Origin of the sequence: Caballeronia pedi, from assembly GCF_001544915.2 — a bacterium.
GTDB classification, from domain to species: domain Bacteria; phylum Pseudomonadota; class Gammaproteobacteria; order Burkholderiales; family Burkholderiaceae; genus Caballeronia; species Caballeronia pedi.
Genome location: NZ_FCOE02000031.1, coordinates 1 through 25201 on the forward strand (window position 1 = coordinate 1; position 25201 = coordinate 25201).

Annotated in this window: 20 protein-coding genes; 2 read left to right on the top strand and 18 right to left on the bottom strand. The window is 64.1% G+C overall.

Annotated features, from left to right (window positions below):
• Positions 1–153: 153 nt before the first annotated feature.
• From phaC to AWB80_RS31480, 3 genes are all read right to left on the bottom strand, one after another.
• Positions 154–2157, bottom strand: a complete 2004-nt coding sequence (gene phaC, locus AWB80_RS31470) for a class I poly(R)-hydroxyalkanoic acid synthase (protein ID WP_061178595.1) — start codon at positions 2155–2157, stop codon at positions 154–156.
• A 317-nt stretch (positions 2158–2474) separates the two neighbouring features.
• The gene (gene pgeF / locus AWB80_RS31475; RefSeq protein WP_061178596.1) at positions 2475–3311 is read right to left on the bottom strand and encodes a peptidoglycan editing factor PgeF; all 837 of its coding nucleotides are present in this window, start codon (positions 3309–3311) and stop codon (positions 2475–2477) included.
• Complete coding sequence (locus AWB80_RS31480; protein WP_061178662.1) at positions 3308–4468, bottom strand: RluA family pseudouridine synthase; 1161 nt, start codon at positions 4466–4468, stop codon at positions 3308–3310. The genes pgeF and AWB80_RS31480 overlap by 4 nt, the downstream gene beginning before the upstream one ends.
• Before the next feature lie 86 nt (positions 4469–4554).
• Here AWB80_RS31480 and AWB80_RS31485 point away from each other — a divergent pair, with 86 nt between their 5' ends.
• Entirely contained in the window at positions 4555–5388 is an 834-nt protein-coding gene (locus tag AWB80_RS31485; RefSeq protein ID WP_061178597.1) for an outer membrane protein assembly factor BamD, read from the top strand.
• A gap of 77 nt (positions 5389–5465) precedes the next feature.
• Here the strand turns inward: AWB80_RS31485 and yoaA are convergent, their stop codons facing one another.
• The 3 genes from yoaA to AWB80_RS31500 form a co-directional block, all read right to left on the bottom strand.
• The gene (yoaA, locus tag AWB80_RS31490; RefSeq protein WP_061178598.1) at positions 5466–7694 is read right to left on the bottom strand and encodes a DNA repair helicase YoaA; all 2229 of its coding nucleotides are present in this window, start codon (positions 7692–7694) and stop codon (positions 5466–5468) included.
• Positions 7695–7789: 95 nt separating this feature from the next.
• Positions 7790–7975 carry a DUF465 domain-containing protein gene (locus AWB80_RS31495; protein WP_061178599.1) on the bottom strand — a complete coding sequence of 62 codons (186 nt, stop codon included), beginning with the start codon at positions 7973–7975 and terminating at the stop codon, positions 7790–7792.
• Positions 7976–8086: 111 nt separating this feature from the next.
• Positions 8087–8887: a flotillin family protein gene (locus tag AWB80_RS31500; RefSeq protein ID WP_061178664.1), complete on the bottom strand. Its 801-nt coding sequence runs from the start codon at positions 8885–8887 to the stop codon at positions 8087–8089.
• Positions 8888–9151: 264 nt separating this feature from the next.
• Between AWB80_RS31500 and AWB80_RS31505 the strand changes: the two genes are divergently transcribed.
• Positions 9152–11491, top strand: a complete 2340-nt coding sequence (locus AWB80_RS31505) for a Tex family protein (protein WP_061178663.1) — start codon at positions 9152–9154, stop codon at positions 11489–11491.
• Positions 11492–11568: 77 nt separating this feature from the next.
• Here AWB80_RS31505 and AWB80_RS31510 read toward each other — a convergent pair whose 3' ends face one another.
• The 12 genes from AWB80_RS31510 to AWB80_RS31565 form a co-directional block, all read right to left on the bottom strand.
• Positions 11569–13461, bottom strand: a complete 1893-nt coding sequence (locus AWB80_RS31510; protein WP_061178600.1) for a potassium transporter Kup — start codon at positions 13459–13461, stop codon at positions 11569–11571.
• 262 nt (positions 13462–13723) lie between these two features.
• Positions 13724–14284 carry a phosphoribosyltransferase gene (locus AWB80_RS31515; RefSeq protein WP_008349397.1) on the bottom strand — a complete coding sequence of 187 codons (561 nt, stop codon included), beginning with the start codon at positions 14282–14284 and terminating at the stop codon, positions 13724–13726.
• A gap of 101 nt (positions 14285–14385) precedes the next feature.
• Positions 14386–15732: an adenylosuccinate synthase gene (locus AWB80_RS31520; protein ID WP_061178601.1), complete on the bottom strand. Its 1347-nt coding sequence runs from the start codon at positions 15730–15732 to the stop codon at positions 14386–14388.
• 152 nt (positions 15733–15884) lie between these two features.
• Complete coding sequence (locus tag AWB80_RS31525; protein WP_061178602.1) at positions 15885–17036, bottom strand: ATP phosphoribosyltransferase regulatory subunit; 1152 nt, start codon at positions 17034–17036, stop codon at positions 15885–15887.
• 126 nt (positions 17037–17162) lie between these two features.
• On the bottom strand, positions 17163–17348 hold the full coding sequence (locus AWB80_RS31530) for a DUF2065 domain-containing protein (protein ID WP_061178603.1): 186 nt from the start codon (positions 17346–17348) through the stop codon (positions 17163–17165).
• A 60-nt stretch (positions 17349–17408) separates the two neighbouring features.
• A complete protein-coding gene (hflC, locus tag AWB80_RS31535; RefSeq protein ID WP_061178604.1) occupies positions 17409–18311 on the bottom strand; it encodes a protease modulator HflC in 903 nt (300 codons plus the stop codon).
• 11 nt (positions 18312–18322) lie between these two features.
• Positions 18323–19726, bottom strand: a complete 1404-nt coding sequence (hflK, locus tag AWB80_RS31540; protein WP_061178665.1) for an FtsH protease activity modulator HflK — start codon at positions 19724–19726, stop codon at positions 18323–18325.
• Positions 19727–19793: 67 nt separating this feature from the next.
• Positions 19794–21062 (bottom strand): GTPase HflX, encoded by a 1269-nt coding sequence (hflX, locus tag AWB80_RS31545; RefSeq protein ID WP_061178605.1) that lies wholly within the window; start codon positions 21060–21062, stop codon positions 19794–19796.
• Between the two features lie 88 nt (positions 21063–21150).
• A complete protein-coding gene (gene hfq / locus AWB80_RS31550; RefSeq protein ID WP_035930711.1) occupies positions 21151–21387 on the bottom strand; it encodes an RNA chaperone Hfq in 237 nt (78 codons plus the stop codon).
• 161 nt (positions 21388–21548) lie between these two features.
• On the bottom strand, positions 21549–22889 hold the full coding sequence (gene der / locus AWB80_RS31555) for a ribosome biogenesis GTPase Der (RefSeq protein WP_061178606.1): 1341 nt from the start codon (positions 22887–22889) through the stop codon (positions 21549–21551).
• Positions 22890–23283: 394 nt separating this feature from the next.
• Positions 23284–24429, bottom strand: coding sequence for an outer membrane protein assembly factor BamB (gene bamB / locus AWB80_RS31560; protein WP_061178607.1), 1146 nt, complete (start codon positions 24427–24429; stop codon positions 23284–23286).
• Between the two features lie 124 nt (positions 24430–24553).
• Entirely contained in the window at positions 24554–25183 is a 630-nt protein-coding gene (locus tag AWB80_RS31565) for a tetratricopeptide repeat protein (protein ID WP_061178608.1), read from the bottom strand.
• Positions 25184–25201: the final 18 nt, after the last annotated feature.

The following is a 25201-nucleotide window of genomic DNA, read 5'->3' on the forward strand; positions in this document are numbered from 1 at the left end:
CGCGATCTTCGCGAGCGAACCGCCGAACTTGCCTACCGCCGTACGCGCGGCCGATACGATCACTACGTCAGTCATTTCAGTTTCCTTTGGCATCGAATGTTAATGCGGTTCCGAACGGTCTAATGCGCTCTCGCGCACAGTCACACGCGCCGTTCAGATATCGCGTTCCAATACGTAACGGCCAGGTGCGGCCTCGATCACCGGATAGGTCTTCGACCCCTGCGCGCCCGGCTTGACCTGCTCGCCGGCCTGCGCGGCGAGCCACTTCGACCAGGTCGGCCACCAGCTTCCGGGATGCTCCGCCGCAGCCTCGAACCACGCATCGGGGTTCTCGGGCAGATGCTCGTCGTTGCTGTCGATCATCCAGAAACTGCGCTTGTTCTTCGACGGCGGATTGATCACGCCCGCGATGTGCCCCGACGCGCCGAGCACGAAGGTCTGCGGACCGTTCAGCACCGGCGCGGACGCATACGCCGATTTCCACGGCACGATATGGTCTTCGCGCGAACCGTAGATGAAGGTCGGCAGCGTGAGACGCGACAGGTCGACCTTCTCGCCGCATACCGTCAGCGCATTCGGATTCTTCAGCTTGTTCTCGAGATACGTATTGCGCAGATACCAGACGCACATCGGGCCCGGCAGGTTCGTCGAATCGCTGTTCCAGAAGAGCAGATCGAACGCCTGCGGCGTGCGGCCCTTCAGGTAGTTGTCGACGACGTAGTTCCACACCAGATCGTTCGGGCGCAGATACGAGAACGTGTTCGCGAACTCGACGCCGCGCATGAGACCGGCAGGCGCGCCGTTCTTGCCGCCGATCGACTGCTCGCGCATCTGCACGTGCGCCTCGTCGACGAACACGTCGAGCACGCCGGTGTCCGAGAAGTCGAGCATCGACGTGAGCAGCGTCATCGATGCCGCCGGCTCCTCGCCGCGCGCCGCCGCCACGGCGAGCGCGGTCGCGAGTATCGTTCCGCCGATGCAGAAGCCGAGCGTATTGATCTGATCCTCGCCGGTGATCTCCCGCACGACGCCGATGCTCTCGAGCACGCCCTCTTCGACGTAGTCGTCCCAGGTCTTATGCGCGATCGACTGATCCGCATTGCGCCACGACAGGATGAACACCTGATGCCCTTCTTCGAGCGCGTAGCGCACGAGCGAGCTTTCCGGCGAGAGATCGAGGATGTAGAACTTGTTGATGCAAGGCGGCACGATCAGGAGCGGGCGTGCGTACACCTTCGGCGCGAGCGGCTTGTACTGGATCAGTTGCAGCAGCTCGTTCTCAAAGACGACCGAGCCTTCCGTCGACGCGATGTTCTTGCCGACCAGAAAACGCGATTCGTCCGACTGGGAGATCTTGCCGCGCTGCATGTCGTTCAGCAGGTTCATCATGCCCTGCCGCAGGCTTTCGCCCTTGCTCTCGATCAGCGCTTTCTGCGCTTCGGGATTGAGCGCGAGGAAATTGCTCGGCGCGGCGGCGGCGGCCCATTGCTGAATGGTGAAGCGGATGCGTTCGCGCGTTTTCGGATCGCTCTGCACCGCGTCCGCGAGTTCCTGCAGATAGCGCGCGTTCAGCAGATACCACGCGGCGGTGAACGCGTACGCGGGCGTCGATTGCCACGAGATGTCGGTGAAGCGGCGGTCCTTCAGCGCAGTCGGATCGATGCTCTGCGCGCCCGCCTGCTTCAGCAGTTCACCCGCATCGCGCGAATAATTGCTCTGCAATTCGTGAAGACGCTCGGGCGGAATCGCGGCGGTCGGAATTTTCGGGAGCGTCGGCAAACCCTGCATCGCCGCGCCGAAGCCCGGCATGCTGCTCGCCAGCTTCGCAAATTCCGCAAGGCCGTTCATCTTCGTGAAGTCGGGCATTTGCGGCATCGCGCCCAGTGTCGGGAACGCGGAGGGGAAACCGTTCGGGAAACCATTGGCGAACGCGCTGAATGCGGCAAACGGATTTGCAGCCGCGCCAGCGGCGTCACTCGCGGCATTCGTCTGTGGAGAGAATTTCGACCATTGCGCGGGATCGGCGACGGAGCGCCACGCATTGAGCCATTGATCGAACGCCTGCTGTACGCCAGTCGTATCGGCCGGTGATGCCTCGGCCGAAGTGCTGTCGGCGGTACGGGAGCGGGAAGATGAGGAAGTAGATTTGGAAGCCATACCCGCTATTGACCTGTGAGTCTCGCAAGACTTGGATTGCTAACGCAGGCATCGCCGGGCTTTCCTCGACCAGCGCGCAAGTGTTGGTGCGCCTTATGCGCGTGGCAAGTAGTGCCTTGCTACGCCGTGCCCGATTGAATGAATTCCAGGAACATTCTTGCTCCAGGATGTCAGGCATGTCAATGCTTCGTCCCGATTTTGCCGCAGTGCGATATTTTTTTAATTATCGTTTTCCCCCATGCGAAATATTACGCTCATACGAGGCTTCGTCATGGGAAGGAAACGGTTGTCGGGCACACTGCGACTGCTGACTCCGGTCAATCTGCGAGCCAGATCATCGCTGCCATGCGGCCAGTCACGCGGTCACGCCGATACGAATAAAAACGCTCGTTTTCCGTGACCGTGCAATGCGTGCCGCCATAAATGCGCGCGGCGTCCACGCCCAGATCGGCGAGACGCAGGCGTGCGAGCGCGTAGATATCGGCGAAATATTTGGCAGGCGCGCCGCCCGCCGGTCTGAACGCGGCTTTCGTCATATCGCGACGATCCGGCCGCGCGGCCGCGACAAAGGCATCGAGCACGTCCTCACCGACTTCGAACGCCGCCGGACCGATCGCCGGCCCGAGAAAGGCGTTGAGCGTCGACGCCGGCACGCCCGCGAGCGTCGCCACGCGCTCGCCCGTCTTCTCGATGATGCCGCCCGCGAGACCCCGCCAGCCCGCGTGCGCGGCGCCGACCGCGCGGCCGTCGTCATCGCAGAAGAGCACGGGCAGGCAGTCGGCCGTCATCACGACGCACACGATATCCGCGCGATCCGTCACGCTGGCGTCGGCGCGCGTGCGATCGCCGTGCGCGAGGCGGTCGATGACCACGTGCGCATCCTCGACCTGCGTGCCGTGGATCTGTTCGAGCCACGCAGCCGGGCGATTACCCGTCGATGCGAGCGCGCGGCGGCGATTTTCCTTTACCGCCTCCGGCGCATCGCCCGACGAAAAGCCGAGATTGAGTCCGCCCGCGCCGGGCGTGCCGCCGCCGTATGGCGCCTCGCTCACGCCGCCCGCGCGCGTCGACACGAATGCCCGCACGCGCGGCGAAACGCGCCAATGCGGCCACAGACAGTCATTCGGTTGCAGTTCGGCTGCGTCGCGCGTCATGCTTCGTCGTCCTCGTCATCTTCGTCGTCCCAGTCGTCTTCGTCCGTGCCCATTTCATAGGCTTCGGCGAAGTCGTCGTCCTCGTCGAATTCGACGTTCTCGTCATGCCCGAAACCGAGTTCGGTCGCGAGCGCCGCGAGATCGTCGGGCACGTCCGCGCGCCAGTGCACCTCCTTGCCCGTCGCCGGATGAATCAGGCCGAGCCGCCACGCGTGCAGCGCCTGACGCGCGAAATCGTTGGGCAGCGGCCGAACCGATCGTTTGCCGCGCGCGTGCCCGTACACCGGATCGCCCAGCAGCGGATGCTGGATGTGCGCGCAGTGCACGCGAATCTGATGCGTGCGGCCGGTTTCAAGGTCGCAGTGGATCGCGCTGACCGGCTGACCGTGCCACGTCGCCCGGTCGATGGTCCGGAAATGCGTGCGCGCCGGCTTTCCCGATGCGGTCTTCACGACCGCCATGCGCGTGCGCTCGCGCGGATCGCGGCCGATGGGCGCGTCGATCGTGCCGTCTTCGGGCATCGTGCCCCACACGAACGCGACATAGCGGCGCTTCACCGTGCGCGCCTGCAACTGGCGCACGAGGTCGGTCTGCGCCTCGAGCGTGCGCGCGACGACCATCAGTCCGGACGTTTCCTTGTCCAGCCGATGCACGATGCCCGCACGCGGCAGGCCGGCGGCGGCATCGCCGTAACGATGCAGCAGGCCGTTGAGCAGCGTGCCGCTCCAGTTGCCCGCGGCCGGATGCACGACCATGCCCGCCGGCTTGTTGACGACGACGAGCGTGTCGTCCTCATACACGATATGCAGCGGCACTGGCTCGGGCGCGAACGCGAGCTGCTCCGGCAGGAGGTCCGGCACGAGCGTGATCGTCGCGCCGAGCGGCACGGGCTGACGCACTTTCGCGCCCGCGCCGTCGACCAGCACGCGCCCTTCCTCGATCCAGCTCTGCAGGCGGCTGCGCGAGAACTCCGGAAAAAGTTTGGCGAGCACCTTGTCGAGCCGGTCGCCCGCAAGTGCGTCGGGCACGCGCGCCTCGCGCGGCGCTTCGCGGCCCGCGCCGCCGGTCGAATCGGCGGATGCTGAGCCGGCGCGGGTGGCGCATGGGCTATAATCTTCAGGTTGGTCTTTGGTACTACGAGTACTTGAGCGGGTCATTTGAACGAGATTCGGCGGCATGATTTGAATGCCGCGCCGGAAATACAGCTAGAACAGCGAGAATCAGCCAGGAATAGCAAGCACTGATGCGAGCCTTCAACACCATTCATCTCTCGATGCGTCAATCGATCAAGTATCTGGCACTGGCCGCGAGCGTCGCCATCGTAACGGCCTGTCATGGCCTGCCCGAGAAGACCGACGAAACGGCAACGTGGAATAACAACAAATTATATACGGAGGCACAGGACGCGCTATCCGGCAGCGACTGGGGCAAGTGCGCCAAGTATTTCGAAGCGCTCGAAGGCCGCGACCCGTTCGGCCATTTCGCGCAGCAGGCGCAGATCAACGTCGCGTACTGCAACTGGAAGGATAGCGAAACCGCCAACGCCGACCAGGCCATCGACCGTTTCATCAAGCTGCACCCGGATCATCCCGAGATCGCCTATGCGTACTATCTCAAGGGCATGATCCACTTCAACGACGACCTCGGCCTCTTCGGCCGCTTCTCGGGTCAGGACATGAGCGAGCGCGATCCGAAATCGCTGCGCGAGTCCTATGACGCGTTCAAGGTCGTCGTCGACAAATATCCGCAAAGCAAGTACGCGCCCGACGCCGCGCAGCGCATGCGCTATATCGTCAACGCGCTCGCGTCGCACGAAGTGCATGCGGCGGATTATTACTATCGCCGTGGCGCGTATGTGGCCGCGATCAACCGCGCGCAACTCGCGATCCGCGAGTACAAGAACGCGCCGGCGACGGAAGACGCGCTGCACATCATGATGCTGTCGTACGAGAAGCTCGATCAGCCGCAACTCGCCGACGACACCAAGCGCGTGCTCGCCGCGACGTTCCCGGACAGCCCGTATGTCACAGGCAAGCGCCGCGCGAACGCCGACAAGCCCTGGTATCAGATCTGGTAACACGCTTCCAGACAGAAACGGCCGGTTGAATCAACCGGCCGTTTTTTTGCATCGACGAAAACTTAGGATGCCGATCGTTATTCGGCCAGCTCCGTCTTCCATTTCGCCGCATCACTGAAGAATTCGCGCACGACGTCGAGTTCGCGCGTGCGCTTGAACGGCGGCAGGCTTTGCCAGATGCGTCGCCCGTAGGGTTTGTCGACGAGCCGCGTGTCGCAGATCATCAGCACGCCTCGATCCGTCTCCGCGCGAATCAGACGCCCCGCGCCCTGCTTGAGCGTGATCACCGCCTGCGGCAACTGGTGCACCGCGAACGGGCTCAGGCCTTTTTTCGTCAGTGCGTCGAGACGCGCGGCAAGCACCGGATCGTCGGGCGGCGCGAACGGCAATTTGTCGATGACGACGAGCGACAGCGCATCGCCGCGCACATCGACGCCTTCCCAGAAGCTCTGGCTGCCCACGAGAATCGCGTTGCCGTACGCGCGGAATCGATCGAGCAACTCGGTGCGGCTCGCGTCGCCCTGCACGAGCAGCGGATTGTCCCAGCCGCGCCGCTCGATCACATCGCGCAGACGCGTGGCGATCCGGTCCACCGCGCGCAGCGTCGTGCACAGCACGAACACGCCGCCACCCGCCGACTCGATCACGGGCAGCGCGGCTTCGAACACGGCATCGGTGAATTGCGGCGAGGAAGGCTGCGGCAGATTGCGCGGAACGTACAGCAAGCCTTGCGACGGGTAATCGAACGGGCTCGGCAAGGTCATCGAACGGCGCGCGTTGAGGCCCATCTGCGCCGCGTAATGCGTGAAGTCGCCGCGCACCGAAAGCGTCGCCGATGTGAAGATCCACGCGCGTGGCACGCCCGCGCGCTGTTTCGCGAAGATCGGCGCGACCGACAGCGGCGTCTCGTGCAACTGAACCGTGTGCGAGAACACTTCGATCCAGCGCACCATTTCGTTCGGCTCTTCCTTCGCGGCTTGCCTCGCAGTCTCTTCGTCGCCGACGACGGCGCGTTCGAGCGAAGTCGGCGGCGTGGTCCAACCGGCCAGCAGATCCTGCAATTCGCGCGCGCGACGAACCAGCGCCTGCAGCGATTCCGCGCGCTCCGCATGAGACGCCAGCGCGGACGTGAGCGCCGACAGATGCGTCTCCAGCGTGTCGAGCGCTTCGAAGAGCGGATGGCCGTCAGGCAACTGCCCGAGCGACAGGCGCACCGAATCTTCCTTGAACACGAGCCGCAGATCGCGCGCCGCGCGCTCCAGCGCCGCGCCGAGCTTGGTCCAGTCCGCCGCATCGCGCGCGTGCGAAAGACCTTCGGCGACCGTATCGCGCGCGAGTTCGAGCAACTGCGTGGTCGAGAGCGTCTCGCCGAAAAAGAGCGTCGCCGTCTCGGGCAACTGATGCGCTTCGTCGAAGACGATGGTGTTCGCGGTCGGCAGAAGTTCGGCCATGCCGGTGTCGCGCAGCATCACATCGGCAAAAAAGAGGTGATGATTTACCACGACGATGTCTGCCTGCTGCGCTTCCTTGCGCGCCTGCATCACGAAACATTCCTTGTAATGCGGGCATTCCTGGCCGAGACAGTTGTCGCGCGTGGACGTGACCATCGGCCAGACCGGCGAATTTTCCGGCACGCTCGCAAGCTCGGCCTTGTCGCCGGTGCGGGTGATCTTCGCGAAACGGATGATTTCCTGCAGATGCGACGTGTCCTGGCGCGTCGGCAGGCGGCCGTTGTCGGCGGTGCGTTCCAGGTAGTAATGGCACAGGTAGTTGGCGCGGCCCTTGAGCATCGCGATGGACACCGGCACCGCGAGCGCGTCGCGCACGGTCGGGATATCGCGCTGAAAGAGCTGATCCTGCAGATGCTTGGTGCCCGTCGACACAATGACCTTGCCGCCCCACAGCATGGCCGGGACGAGATACGCGTAGGTCTTGCCCGTGCCCGTGCCCGCCTCGACGATGAGCGTGTTCTCGCCGCCGTCGATGGCCGCGTTCGCCGTCGCGATGCCGATGTCGTCGGCCGGCTGCTCGTCGGACGCGTACGGCTTGTCCGACGGCCCGAGCTTGCGCGCGGGGCGGCGTTGCGCCTCGAACATCGCGGGCTCGGGCATCGCGCGGCCCGACGCTTCCATCGCGGCCGCGACCGAGCGCGCCATTTCGATCTGCGAGGCGCGCGGCCGGTAACCGTCGATCGCGCGCGCGAGCAGGCCTTGCGCGGCGAAGATGGCATCCAGCTCGACGCCGCGCTTGCTGGTCAACGCGAGCGGCGCGTTCGCGTCGTCAGTGTTTTGTGTGGGTGAGTTCAAGGCGTGCTAGATCCTGCGGCGGGTTTCGGCGAGATTCGGCGGCCGCGCACGCGAAGCGCCGACGCCAGCACGAGCCCGCGGCCGGCGCGCGGCGTTCAGTGCGCGTCCGAGTCCAGCTGCAATTGCAGCAGGAGTATGGTGTCCTTCACCTTGAGCTTGCGCTTTTTCAGGCGCCTCAGCTCCAGGTCGTCGATGCCGGACAGCTTGTCGATCAGCGTGTCCAGGCTATGGTGCTCTTCCTGCAACTGCGCGATGCGATCGCGAAGCACGGCGGCATCCATGGCGGGTTGTCGGGGTGCGTGCGGGGATTCACTCAAGCGCTGCTGCATGCTCGCCTCCTTTCATCCACTTTGCTCGGGCCAGCCCGCGTTCGCGCGGCGAGTCCGACGGTCCTACTTGGCTTGCTGTTGTTGCTGTTGCTGCAGTTTCAGCTGCTCCTGGCGCTCCTGTTCCTGCTGCTGCGCCTTTTCCTGCGCCTTTCTGGCGGCTTCCTTCTGACGGGCCTCGACTTCCGCGCGATGTTGCGCGGCTTCCTGCTGCTTCTGGTCGAAGCGCTGAGCCTTTTGCTCGCGCTCCTGCGCATCCTGCACGCCGCGCGCGCGCGCTTCGTCCAGCTTCTTCTGATAGTCCGCCTGCTTTTGATCGTACGCCGCCTGATTGGCCGCGCGCTGCGGCGCCTCGGCGTTGCGTTCGGCGGCGGCGAGCGCGTTCTGGCGCTGCCTGTCCTCGAAAGCCTTCTGGCTCGCCTGCTCGCTCGCCGCGCGCTGCGGCGCTTCCGCCTCATATTGCGCCCGTTTGATCGCCGTCTGCTGGTCGCGTTGCTTCGCGCGTTCGGCGCGCTGCTCGTCGTCGAGTGCGAGTTGTTGCTGGCGGATCTGCTGACGCGTCTCGCGCATTTCGTTGCGCGCGTTGTCGAGACAGTGGTTCACGAAGAACTTGCTGTAGCAGTCGTGCTGCTTCACGCCGTAGCGGTAATTGTTTTCCTCGGTGCGCTGATCCAGCGCCTTCTGACGCTGGGCGAACTCGCCTTTCAGCGCGTCATCGGCGCTTTGTTCAGCGGACGGCGCCGCGTCGAGCGGACGCGCGCTCACGGACGTACCGGGATCGATCGGCTTTGCGGATTGAGCGAGCGCGCCGTGCGGCGCGAGTGCGCCCGACGCGCACAGCAGCGCCAGAGCCGCGGCGGCAGGCACATTTGAAAGGCGAAAGTTGTGCAAATGGATGAACGGCAACGTGATAAAGAATCAGGTGCAGAAAGGTATGCATTAGGCCTGTGCGATGTCCAAATTCTATCACCGCGCGCCGGAGCGCTCCGCCATTTATGGCAAAATGCCCCGCTCAGTATCCCGGTCCGAACCCCGCTCGCCATGCGGCCGCCCGCCCGCAGCGCCTCGCCTACGCGAATCGGCGCGCCCGGAGCGGAGCTGCCGCCGCCGAGCCGCAGACAGCGCAGAATCATGACGGAAACCGTAGCACTCAAGATCGTACAGCGCATTGCCACCGAACTCACCGTGCAGCCGCGCCAGGTCGCCGCCGCCGTGCAGCTTCTCGACGAAGGCTCGACTGTCCCGTTCATCGCCCGGTATCGCAAGGAAGTCACCGGCAATCTCGACGACACCCAGTTGCGCACGCTCGAAGAGCGCCTGCTCTATCTGCGCGAACTCGAAGACCGCCGCGCGACGATCCTGCAAAGCATCGACGAGCAAGGCAAGCTCTCCGACGAACTGCGCGGCGCCATCGAAGGCGCGGACAGCAAGCAGGTGCTCGAAGATCTCTACCTGCCGTACAAGCCGAAGCGCCGCACGCGCGCGCAGATCGCCCGCGAAGCCGGTCTCGAACCGCTCGCACAGGCGCTGCTCGCCGATCCCACGCTCGATCCGCAAGCCGAAGCCGCGAAGTTCGTCGATGCGGAGAAAGGCGTCGCCGATACCAAAGCCGCGCTCGACGGCGCACGCGACATCCTCTCCGAGCAGTTCGGCGAAACGGCCGAAGTCCTCGGCAAGCTGCGCGAGCATCTGTTCGGTCAGGGTTTCGTCATGTCGAGCGTGGTGGACGGCAAGCAAGGCGAGGAAGGCGAGAAGTTCCGCGACTACTACGACTACAGCGAGACGATCCGCACCGTGCCGTCGCATCGCGCGCTCGCGCTCTTTCGCGGCCGCAATGCGGGCGTGTTGAGCGTCAAGCTCGGTCTCGGCGAGGAACTCGACGCGCAGATTCCGCACCCGTGCGAAGCGATGATCGCGCAGAAGGTCGGCATCGCCAATCGTGGCCGCGCCGCCGACAAATGGCTCTCCGACGTATGCCGCTGGTGCTGGCGCGTGAAGGTGCAGCCGCATATCGAAACCGAACTGCTCACGCAGTTGCGCGAACAAGCCGAGCACGAGGCGATTCACGTGTTCGCGCGCAATCTGAAGGATTTGCTGCTCGCGGCGCCGGCCGGCCCGAAGGCCGTGATCGGTCTCGATCCGGGTCTGCGCACGGGCGTGAAGGTCGCGGTCGTCGATCGAACCGGCAAGCTGCTCGCCACCGACACCATCTATCCGCACGAGCCGCGCCGCGACTGGGACGGCTCGCTCGCGAAGCTCGCCCGCATCGCGCAGGCGACGCAGGCCGAACTGATCTCCATCGGCAACGGCACCGCGTCGCGCGAAACCGACAAGCTCGCGAGCGAGCTGATCGCGAAGCATCCGGAACTGAAGTTGCAGAAGATCGTCGTGTCCGAAGCGGGCGCGTCGGTGTATTCGGCCTCCGAGCTTGCCGCGAAGGAGTTTCCGCAACTCGACGTCTCGCTGCGCGGCGCGGTATCGATCGCGCGGCGTCTGCAGGACCCGCTCGCCGAGCTCGTGAAAATCGAGCCGAAGGCGATCGGCGTGGGCCAGTACCAGCACGACGTGAATCAGCGCGAACTGGCGCGCTCGCTCGATGCAACCGTCGAGGATTGCGTGAACGCCGTGGGCGTCGATGCGAACACCGCGTCCGTCGCGCTGCTCGCGCGCGTGTCGGGTTTGAACGCGACGCTCGCGCGCAATATCGTCGAGTATCGCGATACCAACGGGCCGTTCCCGTCGCGCGAGCATCTGAAGAAGGTGCCGCGCCTCGGCGACAAGACCTTCGAGCAGGCGGCGGGCTTCCTGCGCATCAACAACGGTGAGAATCCGCTCGATCGTTCGTCGGTGCACCCGGAGGCGTATCCGGTCGTCGAGCGCATTCTCGCGAAGATCAAGAAGCATATCGGCGATGTGCTCGGCAAGCGCGAAGCGTTGACGGGACTTTCGCCGACCGAATTCGTCGACGAACGTTTCGGCCTGCCGACCGTGCGCGACATTCTCACCGAACTGGAAAAACCCGGCCGCGATCCGCGCCCCGAGTTCAAGACGGCGACCTTCAAGGAAGGCATCGAGAAGATTTCGGACCTCGTGCCGGGCATGATCCTCGAAGGCGTCGTGACGAACGTTGCGGCGTTCGGCGCGTTCGTCGATATCGGCGTGCATCAGGACGGGCTCGTGCACGTCTCGGCGTTGTCGACGAAATTCATCAAGGACCCGCACGAAGTGGTGAAGGCGGGTCAGGTCGTCAAGGTGAAAGTGCTGGAAACCGATGTGAAGCGCCAGCGCATCGCGCTGACGATGCGCCTCGACGACGACCTCGCGCCCGCGACGCCGGGCAATGCGGGCGCGCCATCGCGCGGCGGGCAGGACCGCCGTTCGGGCGGCGGACGCGATAACCGCCCGAACCAGCGTCGCGAGCCGGAACAGGCCGGCGCGATGGCCGCCGCGTTCGCGAAACTGAAACGCTGACGCGCAAGGCTGCCAAACAAAAACCCCACGTCTTGCGACGTGGGGTTTTCTTTTTGCGCTGCCGAAGAAACGAAGCGTCAGATCTCGATCTTGGTGCCCAATTCGACCACGCGATTCGCGGGAATACTGAAGAAATCCGTCGGCTTGGCCGCGTTCTGATGCATCCACGCGAACACGCGCTCACGCCACACCGACATGCCCGGCAATTCCGTCGGCACGACGGTCTCGCGCGCCATGAAGAACGACGTGTCCATCAGTTCGAAGGTCATCGCATGCGTGCGCGTGATCTGCTCCAGCACGGCCTTCACATCGGGGGTTTCGTTGAAGCCGTAAGCCGCCTTCGTGAGGAACAGCCCGCCGCCGATATCCTTCACTTCGAGACGATGCGCATCGTCGACATAGGGAATGTCGCGCGTCGTGAAGTTCATGAAGATGGTGCGTTCGTGCAGCACCTTGTTGTGCTTCAGGTTGTGCAGCAGACTCACGGGCACGAGCGAATCGCTGCCGGTGAGATAGATCGCCGTGCCCGACACGCGATGCGGCGGATGCGCGAGCAAGCCCTGCAGGAACGGCATCAGCGGGATACCGTCCGCGGCCGTGCGATCCTTCACGATCATCCGGCCCTTGTACCACGTCATCAGCAGGAAGAAGAGCGCCCCGCCGATACACAACGGCAGCCAGCCGCCCTGCTCGATCTTCAGCAGGCTCGCGCCGAAGAAGCCGATGTCGATCATCAGGAACACGGCGATCATCCCGCCGACGAGAAAACGGTTCCAGCCCCACAGATTCACCATCACGACCGACACCAGAATGGTGGTCGTGAGCATCGTCGCGGTGACGGCGAGGCCGTACGCGGCGGCGAGATTCTCGGAGCTCTTGAAGCCGATGACGATGCACAGGATGATGAAAAGCAGCATCCAGTTGACGAGCGGAATATAGATCTGGCCGATCGCCAGTTCCGACGTATGCAGGATCTTCATGCGCGGCACGTAGCCGAGCTGGATCGCCTGGCTCGTCAGCGAATACGCGCCGGAAATGACCGCCTGCGATGCGATCACGGTCGCGACCGTCGACAGGATCACGAGCGGCAGCAACGCCCAGTCGGGCGCGAGCAGGAAGAACGGGTTCTCGATGGCCTGCGGCGAGTGCATCAGCAACGCGCCCTGACCGAAATAGTTCAGCAACAGCGACGGCATCACGAAGCCATACCAGCCGTAGCGAATCGGCTTCACGCCGAAGTGACCCATGTCCGCGTACAGCGCTTCCGCGCCGGTCAGCACCAGCACGACCGAGCCGAGCACGATATACGCCTGCACGACGTGCTGCGCCATGAAGGAAAAGGCGTAGTAAGGATTGAGCGCGGCGATGATGCGCGGCTCCATGACGATATGCATGGCGCCGAGCACCGCGAGCGTCGCGAACCACACGACCATGATCGGCCCGAACAGCCTGCCGACCACCGCCGTGCCGTGGCGCTGAATCCAGAACAGCGCGATGAGGATCACGATGGTGATCGGCAGCACGTACGGCGTGAGCTTGGGCGCGGCGATCTCGAGACCTTCGACCGCCGACAGCACGGACATCGCCGGCGTGATGACCGCATCGCCATAGAACATGCATGCGCCGAAGATGCCGAGCATCATCAGCACGCCCGAGACCTTGCCCGCCCCGCCCACGCTGCGCAGCGCGAGTGTGGTCATCGCGAACACGCCGCCTTCGCCGTTGTTGTCGGCGCGCATGACGAACAGCACGTATTTGACGGCGACCACCATGACGATCGCCCAGAAAAGCAGAGAGATGACGCCGAGGATCGACGCCTCGGACAAGCCGATGCCGTGCGATGGGCTAAAGGCTTCCTTCAATGAGTAGAGAGGACTCGTGCCGATGTCGCCGAAGACGACGCCGATGGCCGCCAGCGCAAGCGAAGACATCGGTTGTTTATGCTCGTGCGCGTGAGTCGTGTTAGTCATAAGAGCGGAGTATCCGTCCAGGGCGGAAAAAAACGAACGCCATTCTATCCAACGTCGCACGATAAGACGCCTGCCCGGGTGTTGCTGCAACGCCACGAGAGACGCGAGTGAGAGTTTAGCATCGTGCCCCGCGTGCGTCGGCGGGGATGCTCGTCACCATTTGTCGCTGCTTCGTCCGGTTCCACGAAAGCAAAACGCCGTTGCGCCCGGCTGCGTGCCAGGCGAACGGCGTCGGTCCTGCGTGACGATCAGGCGCGGCGAATCATCCGCGTCCGTTTTGCGTGCCTCGCTTGATCCACGCGCCGAGGTTGTGCGGGCGCACCGTGTCCCATTCCTCGAACGGCTGATGAATCCACGGATTCGTTTCAAGATGCTGAACGTGATAGTCGGGCTTGACCTTGGAGCACGCCTTGTACCAGAGCACCGCCGAGCGCACCGCCGTGATCGCCGGATAACGCTCCTTCAGATGCTCCTGCACGCGCGCGAGCGTCACGCCCGAATCGACCAGATCGTCGACCAGCAACACGTTGCCGGACAAATCGCCGCGCGTCATCGTGATGTACTGCGCGATGTCGAGATCGCCCTGCTCCGTGCCCGCGGCTTCGCGATACGAACTCGTGGCCAAAATGGCGAGCGGCAGATCGTAAATGCGCGAAAGCTGATCGCCCACGCGCAGCCCGCCGCGCGCGAGACACAGGATCTTGTCGAACTTCCAGCCCGACTCGTGCACCTTCAGCGCGAGGAGTTCGATCAGCCGGTGGTATTCATCCCAGCCGACCCAGAGGTTCTTGTCGTCGTTGCGCGGGTCCGTCATCGCGATCATGGTGAGGCTCTTTCAAATGCTTAGGTTATATACGAAATGTGGCCGCAGGGAGGCGGCCACATTCTTTACAGCGTCCGAATCAGGTTGAGGCTCTTGGGCGCTCAGACCTTGAACGGATGGCGCAGCAGGATGGTTTCGTCACGGTCCGGACCGGTCGACACCATGTCGATCGGCACGCCGGCCACTTCCTGCACGCGCGACAGATACTTGCGCGCGTTTTCCGGCAGGCTGTCCCATTGCGTGATGCCGATGGTGCTTTCCTTCCAGCCGCCGAAGGTTTCGTACACCGGCTCGCAACGCGCCACTTCCGAAGCGCCGCGCGGCAGGATGTCGACCAGCTTGCCGTCGAGCGTGTAGCCCGTGCACAGCTTCACTTCGTCGAGGCCGTCGAGCACGTCGAGCTTGGTCATGCAGAGGCCCGAGATGCCGTTGATCTGGATCGAGCGGCGCAGCGCGGCGGCGTCGAGCCAGCCGGTGCGGCGCGGACGGCCGGTGACCGAGCCGAATTCCTTGCCGACGGTCGCGAGATTCAGTCCGATCTGATCCTGACGCTCGGCGTTGTCGGCGTCGTACAGCTCGCTCGGGAACGGGCCCGAACCGACGCGCGTGCAATACGCCTTGGTGATGCCGAGAATGTAGTTCAGACGCTGCGGCCCGATGCCCGCGCCTGCAGTGGCCGCGCCCGCGACGCAATTGCTCGACGTGACGTACGGATACGTGCCGTGGTCGATATCGAGCAGCGTGCCTTGCGCGCCTTCGAACAGCAGGTTGCGGCCGGCGTGGTTTTCGTCGTAGAGGCGACGGGAGACGTCCGTGACCATCGGCGCGAGACGGTCGGCGTAACCGAGCATCGTTTCGAGCGTTTCCTGAAAGTCGACGGCCTTCGCGCCGAGATACTGGGTCAGCACGAAGTTATGGAATTCGAGCGTTTCGCGCAGGCGTTCTTCGAACACCGTACGGTCGAAGAGATCCTGCACGCGCAGACCGCGACGAGCCACCTTGTCTTCGTACGCCGGGCCGATGCCGCGGCCGGTCGTGCCGATCTTGCCCGCGCCGCGCTTGGCTTCGCGCGCCTGGTCGATGGCGACGTGATACGGAAGAACGAGCGTGGCGGCTTCGGAAATGAAGAGGCGCTTGCAGACGTCGACGCCCGCGGCTTCCAGTTCGTCGATTTCCTTGAAGAGCGCTTCCGGCGACAACACGACGCCATTGCCGATGTAACAGGCCGTGCCCGCGCGCATGATGCCCGAAGGAATGAGGCGCAGAATGGTTTTCTTGCCGCCGATGATGAGCGTATGGCCGGCATTGTGACCGCCCTGGAAGCGCACGACGCCCTGGGCGTGGTCCGTCAGCCAGTCGACGATCTTGCCCTTGCCCTCATCACCCCACTGGGTGCCCACCACGACGACATTGCGCCCGGGGTTCACATTCACTGCACTGGCAGACATGTTGATTCGTTAGCTGGTTAAAAACGTATTTTACCTATGTTCGCGAAAGGTTCCGAGTTTTTCGGGCCGTGCTTCGCGAATTCGTCACGCTCGTGTGATTGGCATGGACTAAGAAAAAGTCCTTGCCGATCAAGCGATTGTATTCGTCGCGCTCAGGCGCGCGCCTCGACCGTCCACGTGCCGTCGCGCTCGACGAGCACGCGGTCGAACGCAAACTCGTCCAGATCGTGATCGTGGCCGGGCAGCGCCTGAATCACCACTTCGCCGGCGTCGCGCAGCGCCAGAATCGCCGCGAGCAGCGGCTCGTCGTGCTTCCACGGCGCGAGGATCGCGCTGCCGCGCGCATCGACCGGTGAAATGCGCGCCACTTCGCGCAGATCGAGCGAAAAGCCCGTCGCGGGCCGCGCACGTCCGTACGCAAGACCGACGTCGTCGTAACGGCCGCCGCGCGCGACCGCGTTCGGCACGCCATCGACGTAAGCGGAAAACATGACGCCGCTGTGATACGCGTACCCGCGCAGGTCCGCGAGATCGATCATCAGCTCCGCGCCTTCGACCCGGCCGGCGAGGAACGCGAGATCGTCGAGCGCGCGCGCGATGACCGGCAGATTCGGCAGACGCCCGCGCGCGATCTGCAGCACCGACGCATCGCCATACAGCGACGGCAGCGCGCGCAGCGCCTCGCGCGGCACCTGCCCGAGATGCGCGGTGAGTTCGTTCAGACGCGGCACGTCCTTGCTCGCGAGCGCGTCGTACAGCGCTTCGCCCAGCGATGCCGCCGCGGGCTCCAGTTCCAGCAGCGCGGCCAGCACGCCCGCATGACACAGATCGAGACGCACTTTCTTCAGACCCGCGAGATGCAGCGAGTCGAGCATCAGTTGCTGAATCTCGAGATCCGCTTCGAGGCCTGCATGGCCGTAGATTTCTGCGCCGATCTGAATCTGCTCGCGCGTCGCATGCAGTCCGCGCGGACGCGTGTGCAGCACGACGCCCGCGTAGCACAGGCGCGTCACGCCCTGCCGGTTCAGCAGATGCGCATCGATGCGCGATACCTGCGGCGTGATATCCGCGCGCAGGCCGAGCGTGCGCCCGGACAGTTGATCGACGAGCTTGAAGGTGCGCAGATTGAGATCGCTTCCGCCGCTCGTCAGCAACGATTCGAGATACTCGAGCATCGGCGGCATCACGAGCTCGTAGCCGTACGAACGAAAACGGTCGAGCAGACGGCGGCGCAGCTCTTCGATCTTGCGGGCTTCCGACGGCAAGACGTCGGCGATATTCTCGGGCAGTAACCAGGTGGACATCGATACGTTTCCTACGGGACGCGAGGCTCGGCGCATTTCACGCGGCGCTCGCGGACTTCAACGGTCAGGGACGAAAGGATAAGGACAAGATAGGCGAAATGGCGGCGTGCTGCCGGTGTCGCCGGCTCACGTCGCGATCAGCAGCAGAATCAGGCCGAGCACCATCGCGATCAGCCCGCCGATGCGGATATGGTGCAGCGGCCGCTCCGCGATGCGGCGAAAGGTATCGCGCCACGCGGTCGGAAAAACGAAGGGAAACATGCCTTCGATAATCAGCATCAACGCAAGAGCGAGCAGTAACGTCTCGGCCATGTCCGGGGAAATTGAAGCGCCGCGCGACGGACATAGTCCAGCGCGCGGCGCGGGCGATGATCAGCGCTTCGCCGTGGCGGGGGCCGACGTATCCGGCGCGCCGCCCGTCGGGCTCTTCATGAAACGGAAGAAATCGCTGCTCGGATCGACGACGATCACGTCGCCCGGCTTGAACGTCTTCTTGTACGCTTCGAGGCTCTGATAGAACTGGTAGAACTGCGGATCGCGTCCGTACGCATCGGCCGCGATGGCTGCCGCCTTGCTGTCGCCTTCGCCCTTGATCGACTGCGCCTGGCTGTAGGCGTCCGCGAGAATCGCCTGTTGCGTGCGTTCGGCGTCGGCCTTGATCTTGTCCGCTTCCGCCGTGCCCTTCGCGCGCTCGTTCGCCGCCGCCTGCTGGCGCGCCGCGATCATGCGCTTGTAGACAGAATCCGCCACCGCCGACGGAAAGTCGATGCGCGTCATCTGCAAATCGACGAGTTGCACGCCGAACGCCGCGGCCGCGGCCTCGACGCTCTTCTGCGCTTCGCTGGCGAGCGTCTGCTGGTTGCCGAGCGCGTCGGTCAGCGAACGCTTCGCGAAGCCGCTCGCGAGCGACGCGCGAGTGAGCGCGACGATGCGCTCCTCGGCCGTCTGCGTGTTCTTCTCGTTGCTTTCGAAGAGCTTCAGAGGATCGGCGACGCGGTATTTGATCACCGTGTTCACCAGCACTTCGTTCTTGTCCGCGGTCGAGAAGCGATCGGCGCCGGATTCGTCGATGGTGAGCGTGCGCGTGTCGATGAGCGTAAGCGTCTGGAACGGCGGCGGCAGCTTGAAGTGCAGGCCGGGGCCTTCCTGTCGCGGATTGCCTTCGCCATGTGCGGCGACGATGGCGGCATGTCTTTCGTCGACGGTGAAGATCATCGACGAACCGATGAACAGCACGATGACGACGGCGACGACGAGCGCAATGATTCGATTCATGTTCGCGCTCCTTATTGCAGGTCTTCCGACCGGCTGCGGGAGCGGAACGCGTCGCGCGAGCGCAGCGGATCGCCGCCGGCACTCGCGCTCGCTCCACTGGCGGCACTCGCCGCGCTGGCAGGCGCAGTCGCAGCCGGCGCGGATGCGCTCGCAGGACCCTGCGCACGCGCCTGCGGAGCTTCGGCCGTGGCCGGAGCACCCGATGCGGCCACGCCGCTCGTGCCTTCCGTGGATTCCTTCACCTGCTGACGATTGGCTTCGATGAGCTTGTCGAGCGGCAGATAGACCACGTTATTGCCGGCCTTGCTGTCGACGAACACCTTTGTAGTGCGCGAGTAGATCTGCTGCATCGTGTCCAGGTACATGCGTTGACGAATGACCGCGGGCGCCTTCGAATACTCCGCGTACACCTCCTTGAAGCGTTCCGCGTCGCCCTGCGCCTGCGTGACCTCGCGATTGCTGTACGCCCTCGCCTCGTCGATCAGCTTGCCCGCGTCCGCCTTTGCGCGCGGCAGCAACTGATCCGCGTAGGCTTGCGCCGTGTCGCGCGCGCGTTCGTTGTCCTGGCGCACGCGCGCCGCTTCCTCGAACGCGGACTGCACCTGTTGCGGCACCTGCACGCTCTGCACCGCGACGCCCGTGACCTGCAAACCGGTGCGGTACGTGTCGAGCGAACGCTGGATCGCTTCGATCAGGCGCGCGCGCAGCGCCTCGCGATCCTTGTAGAGCATGTCGTCCGTCTTGAGTCCGCCCGCGATCTCGCGAATCGCCGCCTGCGCGGCCTGCGTGACGCTGTCGTCCGCGTTGACGCTGCGGAACAGGAAATCGGTGGGCGACTTGATCTGATACTGCACGGCGAAGCGCACGTCGACGATATCGGCGTCGTTCGTCAGCAGCGATGCGTCGCGCACGTTACCTTGCGACAGCGCGGTGCCGCGCCCCACTTCGACCGAACGGATCTGCGAGGTATCGACGATGTCGTTCGACTGGAACGGATACGGCAGACGCCAGTGGATGCCTTGCGCGACCGTCTGACGATACTTGCCGAACTGCGAAACCACGCCGACATGGCCGTCCTGAACGACGAACACGCCGCTGCCGAGATAGATGGCGATCAGCACGCCGATCACGATGCCGACGCCGATCTTCGTGCCGCGCCCGTTGTCGCGCGGCGCGCCGCCGTTGCCGTTGCCGGGCTTGCGTCCGAACACGCCTGCGAGGCGGCGATTGAACTCGCGCCACATCTCGTCGAGATCGGGCGGACCTTCGTCCTTGCCGTTCGGGCGCTTGCCGTCTTGCGGACGCTTCGTGTCGTTCTTCACGCCATTGCCTTCGCCCCGACCCCAGCGCGGATCGTCGATCGAAAAGACGGCATGCTCAGCTTGCCGGTTAGTCCGCTCTTTGTAGTCGTTCACTCGGTGATTCACCATTAGACAGCCGGTCGGCCGGGTCGATGCCGGGGCGATGCGATTCCGAAGCAGCTCAATGTCCGTGCTCGGGAACCTTTCGATCGTCACGCTCAACGGGCGGCCGATGGTCGTCCGGCTGCGCGTTGGTGTCGTGTATGGCGTTTGACCCGGACTGCGTGGATTGCGTTGCTTCGGACGCCTCGTGCGACTCCGGAAATTCGGCGAGCACGCTGGGCAGTCCCGCGTCGGGTTCGTCGGATTCCGCCGTGGCGATTTCGGCGATGGCAGCGCGCAGCGCATCGAGCCCCTGACCCGTGCGTGCACTCAAGAAAACGCGCGAAATATTACCATACTCGTCCCTTTCAACCGCCTCGTCGCGGGCCGCGAGTTCGGGCACCGCATCGATCTTGTTGAAGACGAGAATCTGGCGGATATTGTCCGCGCCGATGCCGCGCAACACCTCGTTCACCTGATCGATCTGATCGAGGCGCACCGCGCTCGATGCATCGACGACATGCAGCAGCACGTCCGCGTGAATGGTTTCCTCCAGCGTCGCGCGGAAAGCCGCGACGAGCTGGTGCGGCAATTCGCGGATGAACCCGACCGTGTCCGACACGACCACATGCCCCGCTTCCTCGCCGAGGAACACGCGGCGCGACGTCGTATCGAGCGTGGCGAAGAGCTGGTCGGCGGCGTACGCCTGCGCCTTCGTGAGCGCGTTGAAGAGCGTCGATTTGCCCGCGTTCGTATAGCCGACGAGCGACACCGACATCGTCCGGTTGCGCACCCGCTGACGCCGCTGCGTACCGTGCTGGCGGCGCAGCTTTTCGAGCCGCGACTTGAGCGCCTTGATGCGCTCGCCGATCAGACGGCGGTCGGTTTCGAGCTGCGTTTCGCCGGGTCCGCGCAGGCCGATACCGCCCTTCTGCCGTTCCAGGTGAGTCCATGCGCGAATCAGGCGCGTCGACAGATATTGCAACTGCGCGAGTTCCACCTGCAGCTTGCCTTCGTGGCTGCGGGCGCGCTGCGCGAAGATATCGAGAATGAGACTGGTGCGATCGACCACGCGGCGATTCAGCGCAACCTCGAGATTGCGTTGCTGCGCGGGCGCGAGCGCGTGATTGAAGATGACGAGTTCGACGTCGTTTGCTTCGCACTGCAGGCGCAGTTCCTCGACCTTGCCGCTGCCGATGAACATTTTGGCATCGGGGCTCGAACGGCGGCCGGTGAGCGTGACGGCGGGATGGGCGCCCGCACTTTGTGCGAGCAGGCTGAGTTCTTCCAGACTGGCTTCGAAATCGATCTTGCCGAAGTCGATGCCGACGAGCGCTGCGTTGATCAAATTGATGTGTTCAGGTTTTTTGAAGCGACCGGCGAGTTGCTTAATGTTCGCTTTAGAAGTGGCAAATTAGCGCCGGCCGCAACGATGTTTAGGACGTTTCAGCGTCCGGGTGGAAATTCACCGGACGGGCGGGCACGACCGTGGAAATGGCGTGCTTGTAGACCATCTGGGTGACCGTATTTCGGAGCAACACGACGTACTGGTCGAACGATTCGATGTTCCCTTGAAGCTTGATGCCGTTGACCAAATAGATCGACACCGGCACGTGCTCTTTACGCAGTGCGTTCAAAAACGGGTCTTGTAACAATTGCCCTTTGTTGCTCATAGCAAACTCCGTGTTTTTTTGCAGGTTGGAAGTATTGTGGACGAAGAAAAAGAGATCCGCCGACAATCGCTACACTATAGCCGATTTTCGCTGTTTTACGTTTCCGGCCCCCGTCGGCCGAATGGCCAGCGAACGCCGTAACGCAAGGCTTCACGCGGTTCTCACTCCTTGTCCGCGTAAGGATTCCGGCTCGACCGGAACTCTATGCGAAGTGGAGTGCCGGCGAGCCCAAAAGTTTCGCGAAAGCGCCCTTCCAGATAACGCTTGTAGGTATCCGTGATCGCGTCGAGCGCGTTGCCGTGCACGACGATGATCGGCGGATTCTGGCCGCCCTGGTGCGCGTAACGCAGCTTCGGCCGCACCGGGCCGCGGCGGCGCGGTTGCTGGAATTCCACCGCGTCGATCAGCGCGCGCGTGAGCTTCGGCGTCGGCAGTTTGGCCATCGCGGCGGCGTAGGCGTCGTCGACCGATTTCATCAGCGCGCCGATGCCCGTCTTTTCCAGCGCGGAAACGTAGTGGAATTTAGCAAAGTCCAAAAACTTGAGCTTGCGCGTGAGGTCCGCCTTCGTGCGCTCACGCACATGCGAATCCAGCCCGTCCCACTTGTTCACGCCCACCACCAGCGCGCGCCCCTGTTCGACCACGAAGCCCGCGATGTGCGCGTCCTGTTCCGAAATATCCTGCTGCGCATCGAGCAGCAGGATCACGACGTTGGCGTCCGAAATCGACTGCAGCGTCTTCACGACCGAGAACTTTTCGATCGCTTCGAACACCTTGCCGCGACGGCGCAGGCCGGCCGTGTCGATCAACGTGTATTTGCGGCCTTGCCGCTCGAAATCAACATAGATCGAATCGCGCGTAGTGCCGGGCATATCGAACGCGATCACGCGCTCCTCGCCGATCAGCGTGTTCACGAGCGTCGACTTGCCGACGTTCGGACGCCCGACGATCGCGATCTTGACGCCGTGCTGCGCCTTCTCTTCCTCCGATTCTTCCGGCTGATCCTTGTACGCGAGATCGAGCGCGTCGTTGATCATCTCGAGGACGCCATCGCCATGCGCGGCCGAGATCGCGCGCGGGTCGCCCAGGCCGAGCTCATAGAAGTCCGACGCGACCGCCGTGTACTTCATGCCCTCCGCCTTGTTCACGACCAGAAAGAGCGGCCGGCCGGTCTTGCGCAGATAGTCGGCGATCGCCTTGTCCTGCGGCGCGAGGCCGTTGCGCCCGTCGACGATGAACACGACGACGTCGGCCTCTTCGACCGCCTGGCGCGTCTGGCGCGCCATCTCGTGCAGGATGCCGTCCTTCGCCACCGGCTCGAAGCCGCCCGTGTCCACCACGAGATACGGCCGCTCGCCGCCCAGACGGCCTTCGCCGTAATGGCGGTCACGGGTGAGGCCGGGCAAGTCCGCGACGAGCGCGTCGCGCGAGCGCGTGAGCCGGTTGAAAAGGGTCGATTTCCCCACATTGGGGCGCCCGACGAGGGCAATCACGGGTTTCATCTGATTTTGTTCAAGGTTGAACGCAAGGCGAACGCGGAACGGGCGGTAGAAACATCTCGTTGCGTTCCGCTACGCCGCGCAATGGCTGCGCTTGTCGAAAATTAGCATGGATTCGGCTTGCCGCACGCGAGGCGCGTCGGCCGACCAGACTTGACGGCGATCATTCGCCGGTTTGCCTCTCGGGAGGCTCATCTTGCGCGACGCTTACGCGCGACGCGCTTCATTCTTGCGACCCTGCTCTTGCATGCGGGTTTTATCGCGATGCGCGCGCGGCGCACCGCTTCTTTCTCGTGCGGCTCGTCGTGGCGAGCCTGCCGCGCCGCCGGGAATCGCGGCGCGCTTGCTGCTGACGACCGCGAGCGCGCGTCAAACGCGCACGCGGCCGTGCTTCGGATCAGTTGCCAGGCCGGAAGCCGTAGAGATCACCGTCATGCGTCTGCACGACGAGCGTGTTGCCCGCCAGCACCGGCGCGGCGGTGATCGCACTGCCGTCGGTCGGCGCGCGGCCGACCAGCTCGCCGTTTTCCACATTGAGGAAGTGCAGGAAGCCCTGATAATCGCCCACCACGACAGCACGGCCGAGGATATACGGCACGCTGACGCTGCGGTTCTTCAGCGTATCCGTTTTCCAGATCTGCGAGCCGTCCGACGCGCGGAACGCGTTGACGACCGACCAGTCGTCGCCGGCCGCGACGATCTGCTCGTCCTGCGCGAGGCCGCTGTCGCTCGAGAAGTTCTTCTCCCACACCGGACGGCCCGAGTTCGCATCGAAGCAGCCGATGCGGCCCTGGAACGTCACCGCGCAGGTCTGCGCGCCGACGAGGCCCGGCGCGCCGGTCACGTCGTTGATGCGCTCGACTTCGGTCACGCCCTTCGGATACGACACCGGCGCCTGCCAGTAGGCATCGCCCGTCTGCAGGTTGATCGCCGCGAACGTGCCGCCGGGGAAGCCCGCGAGCACGGCCTGATTGCCGGCGAAGGTCATGCCCGCCGCGACACGCAGGTTCAGCGGCACGGCGCGCAACTGGAACACCCACTTCTGTTCGCCGGTCTGCGCGCTGTACGCGATGACCTTGCCGTCGATCGTGCGCACGATCACGAGATCGTTGCCGACGAGCGGCGGCGAGACGATCTCGCCCGGCGCCGTGGCGGTCCACAGCAGCTTGCCGTCGGAGCCGAGCACATCGACCTGGCCCTTCAGGCCGCCCACGGCCGTCAGATTGCCGTCGCTGCCGACGCCTGCGGAGAGATCGTCCTTGAGCTTGGTGCGCCAGACGTCCTGACCGGTCTTCGAATCGATCTTGGCGACGGTGCCGTTCGTGCCCGCGGCGAAGACGTAATCGCCCACGGCGACCGGCGAGAACAGATAGCGGCCTGCCTTGCCGACGCTCGCCTTCCACGCCTGGTTGACGTTCAACACCGGCTTGAAGTTCGCGAGCGGCACCGGCACGCGGCGCTCATCCTTGGTCGACGAGCAAGCGGCCAACAAGACGGTCATCGCGCAAGTGAGCGGCACAGCGTAGCGTTTCAAAAAAGTCATCGGTGGACGCAACATGAATGGGTGAATTGGGTTGATCGGCGCTCTCCGCCGCGTCGCCTCGTGGCGACGCTTTGGGGCGGCGGCTCAATTGAGCAAGATTGGATCGATACGAAAACGCTGCGGATCAGCCGCCGAGCGCGTCGAGCTTGAACTGGATCAACTGACGCGCGGACGTGTCGTTCTCGGGCAGCGCGGCGAGCGCGACCTGGTAAGCCGCGCGCGCATCGTCGCGTTTGCCCTGCGCGGCGAGCAGGTCGCCGCGGCGATCCGCGATCACGCCCTTGAACGCATCGAGCGGTTGATCCGCGAGCAGTTTCAGGCCCGCGTCGTAGTTCTTCTCGTCGAGCAGAACGAGCGCGAGACGCAGCTTCGCGATCTGCTTGTACTCGTCGTCCTTCGCGTGGTCGATGGCCCATTGCAACTGAGTCTTCGCACCCGCCGCGTTGCCCGCCATGTAAAACGATTTGGCGGCCGCGAGCGCCGACATCTGCGCGTAACCCGTGCCGCCGAACTTGTCTTCCATGTCCGTCGCCACGCGGGTGACGAGCGCCTGGTCGTTGCCGTTCACCGCCTGCTGCAAGTGGTCGTACAGCACCGATGCCTCGGCTGCCTGCCGGCGCTGCCAGTAATTCCAGCCGTTGTAGCCGGCCGCAATGATGAGCGCCACGAGCACGATCCAGGTCGTGGCATTGCCCCATTTGGCCCACCAGGCCTTTACGCTTTCAAGTGATTCTTGTTCGTCGTGATAGCTCATCGTCCAGCTATTCCTTCC

Excerpts from the sequence above, each read along its gene's own strand:
- AWB80_RS31505 (WP_061178663.1), top strand. The coding sequence starts at position 9,152 with ATGACGGAAACCGTAGCACTCAAGATCGTACAGCGCATTGCCACCGAA.
- AWB80_RS31520 (WP_061178601.1), bottom strand. The coding sequence starts at position 15,732 with ATGTCTGCCAGTGCAGTGAATGTGAACCCCGGGCGCAATGTCGTCGTG.
- AWB80_RS31565 (WP_061178608.1), bottom strand. The coding sequence starts at position 25,183 with ATGAGCTATCACGACGAACAAGAATCACTTGAAAGCGTAAAGGCCTGG.
- AWB80_RS31525 (WP_061178602.1), bottom strand. The coding sequence starts at position 17,036 with ATGTCCACCTGGTTACTGCCCGAGAATATCGCCGACGTCTTGCCGTCG.
- hflC (WP_061178604.1), bottom strand. The coding sequence starts at position 18,311 with ATGAATCGAATCATTGCGCTCGTCGTCGCCGTCGTCATCGTGCTGTTC.
- AWB80_RS31510 (WP_061178600.1), bottom strand. The coding sequence starts at position 13,461 with ATGACTAACACGACTCACGCGCACGAGCATAAACAACCGATGTCTTCG.
- AWB80_RS31480 (WP_061178662.1), bottom strand. The coding sequence starts at position 4,468 with ATGACCCGCTCAAGTACTCGTAGTACCAAAGACCAACCTGAAGATTAT.
- AWB80_RS31515 (WP_008349397.1), bottom strand. The coding sequence starts at position 14,284 with ATGATCGCGATGACGGACCCGCGCAACGACGACAAGAACCTCTGGGTC.
- der (WP_061178606.1), bottom strand. The coding sequence starts at position 22,889 with ATGAAACCCGTGATTGCCCTCGTCGGGCGCCCCAATGTGGGGAAATCG.
- hfq (WP_035930711.1), bottom strand. The coding sequence starts at position 21,387 with ATGAGCAACAAAGGGCAATTGTTACAAGACCCGTTTTTGAACGCACTG.
- phaC (WP_061178595.1), bottom strand. The coding sequence starts at position 2,157 with ATGGCTTCCAAATCTACTTCCTCATCTTCCCGCTCCCGTACCGCCGAC.
- bamB (WP_061178607.1), bottom strand. The coding sequence starts at position 24,429 with ATGACTTTTTTGAAACGCTACGCTGTGCCGCTCACTTGCGCGATGACC.
- AWB80_RS31485 (WP_061178597.1), top strand. The coding sequence starts at position 4,555 with ATGCGAGCCTTCAACACCATTCATCTCTCGATGCGTCAATCGATCAAG.
- pgeF (WP_061178596.1), bottom strand. The coding sequence starts at position 3,311 with ATGACGCGCGACGCAGCCGAACTGCAACCGAATGACTGTCTGTGGCCG.
- AWB80_RS31495 (WP_061178599.1), bottom strand. The coding sequence starts at position 7,975 with ATGGATGCCGCCGTGCTTCGCGATCGCATCGCGCAGTTGCAGGAAGAG.
- AWB80_RS31530 (WP_061178603.1), bottom strand. The coding sequence starts at position 17,348 with ATGGCCGAGACGTTACTGCTCGCTCTTGCGTTGATGCTGATTATCGAA.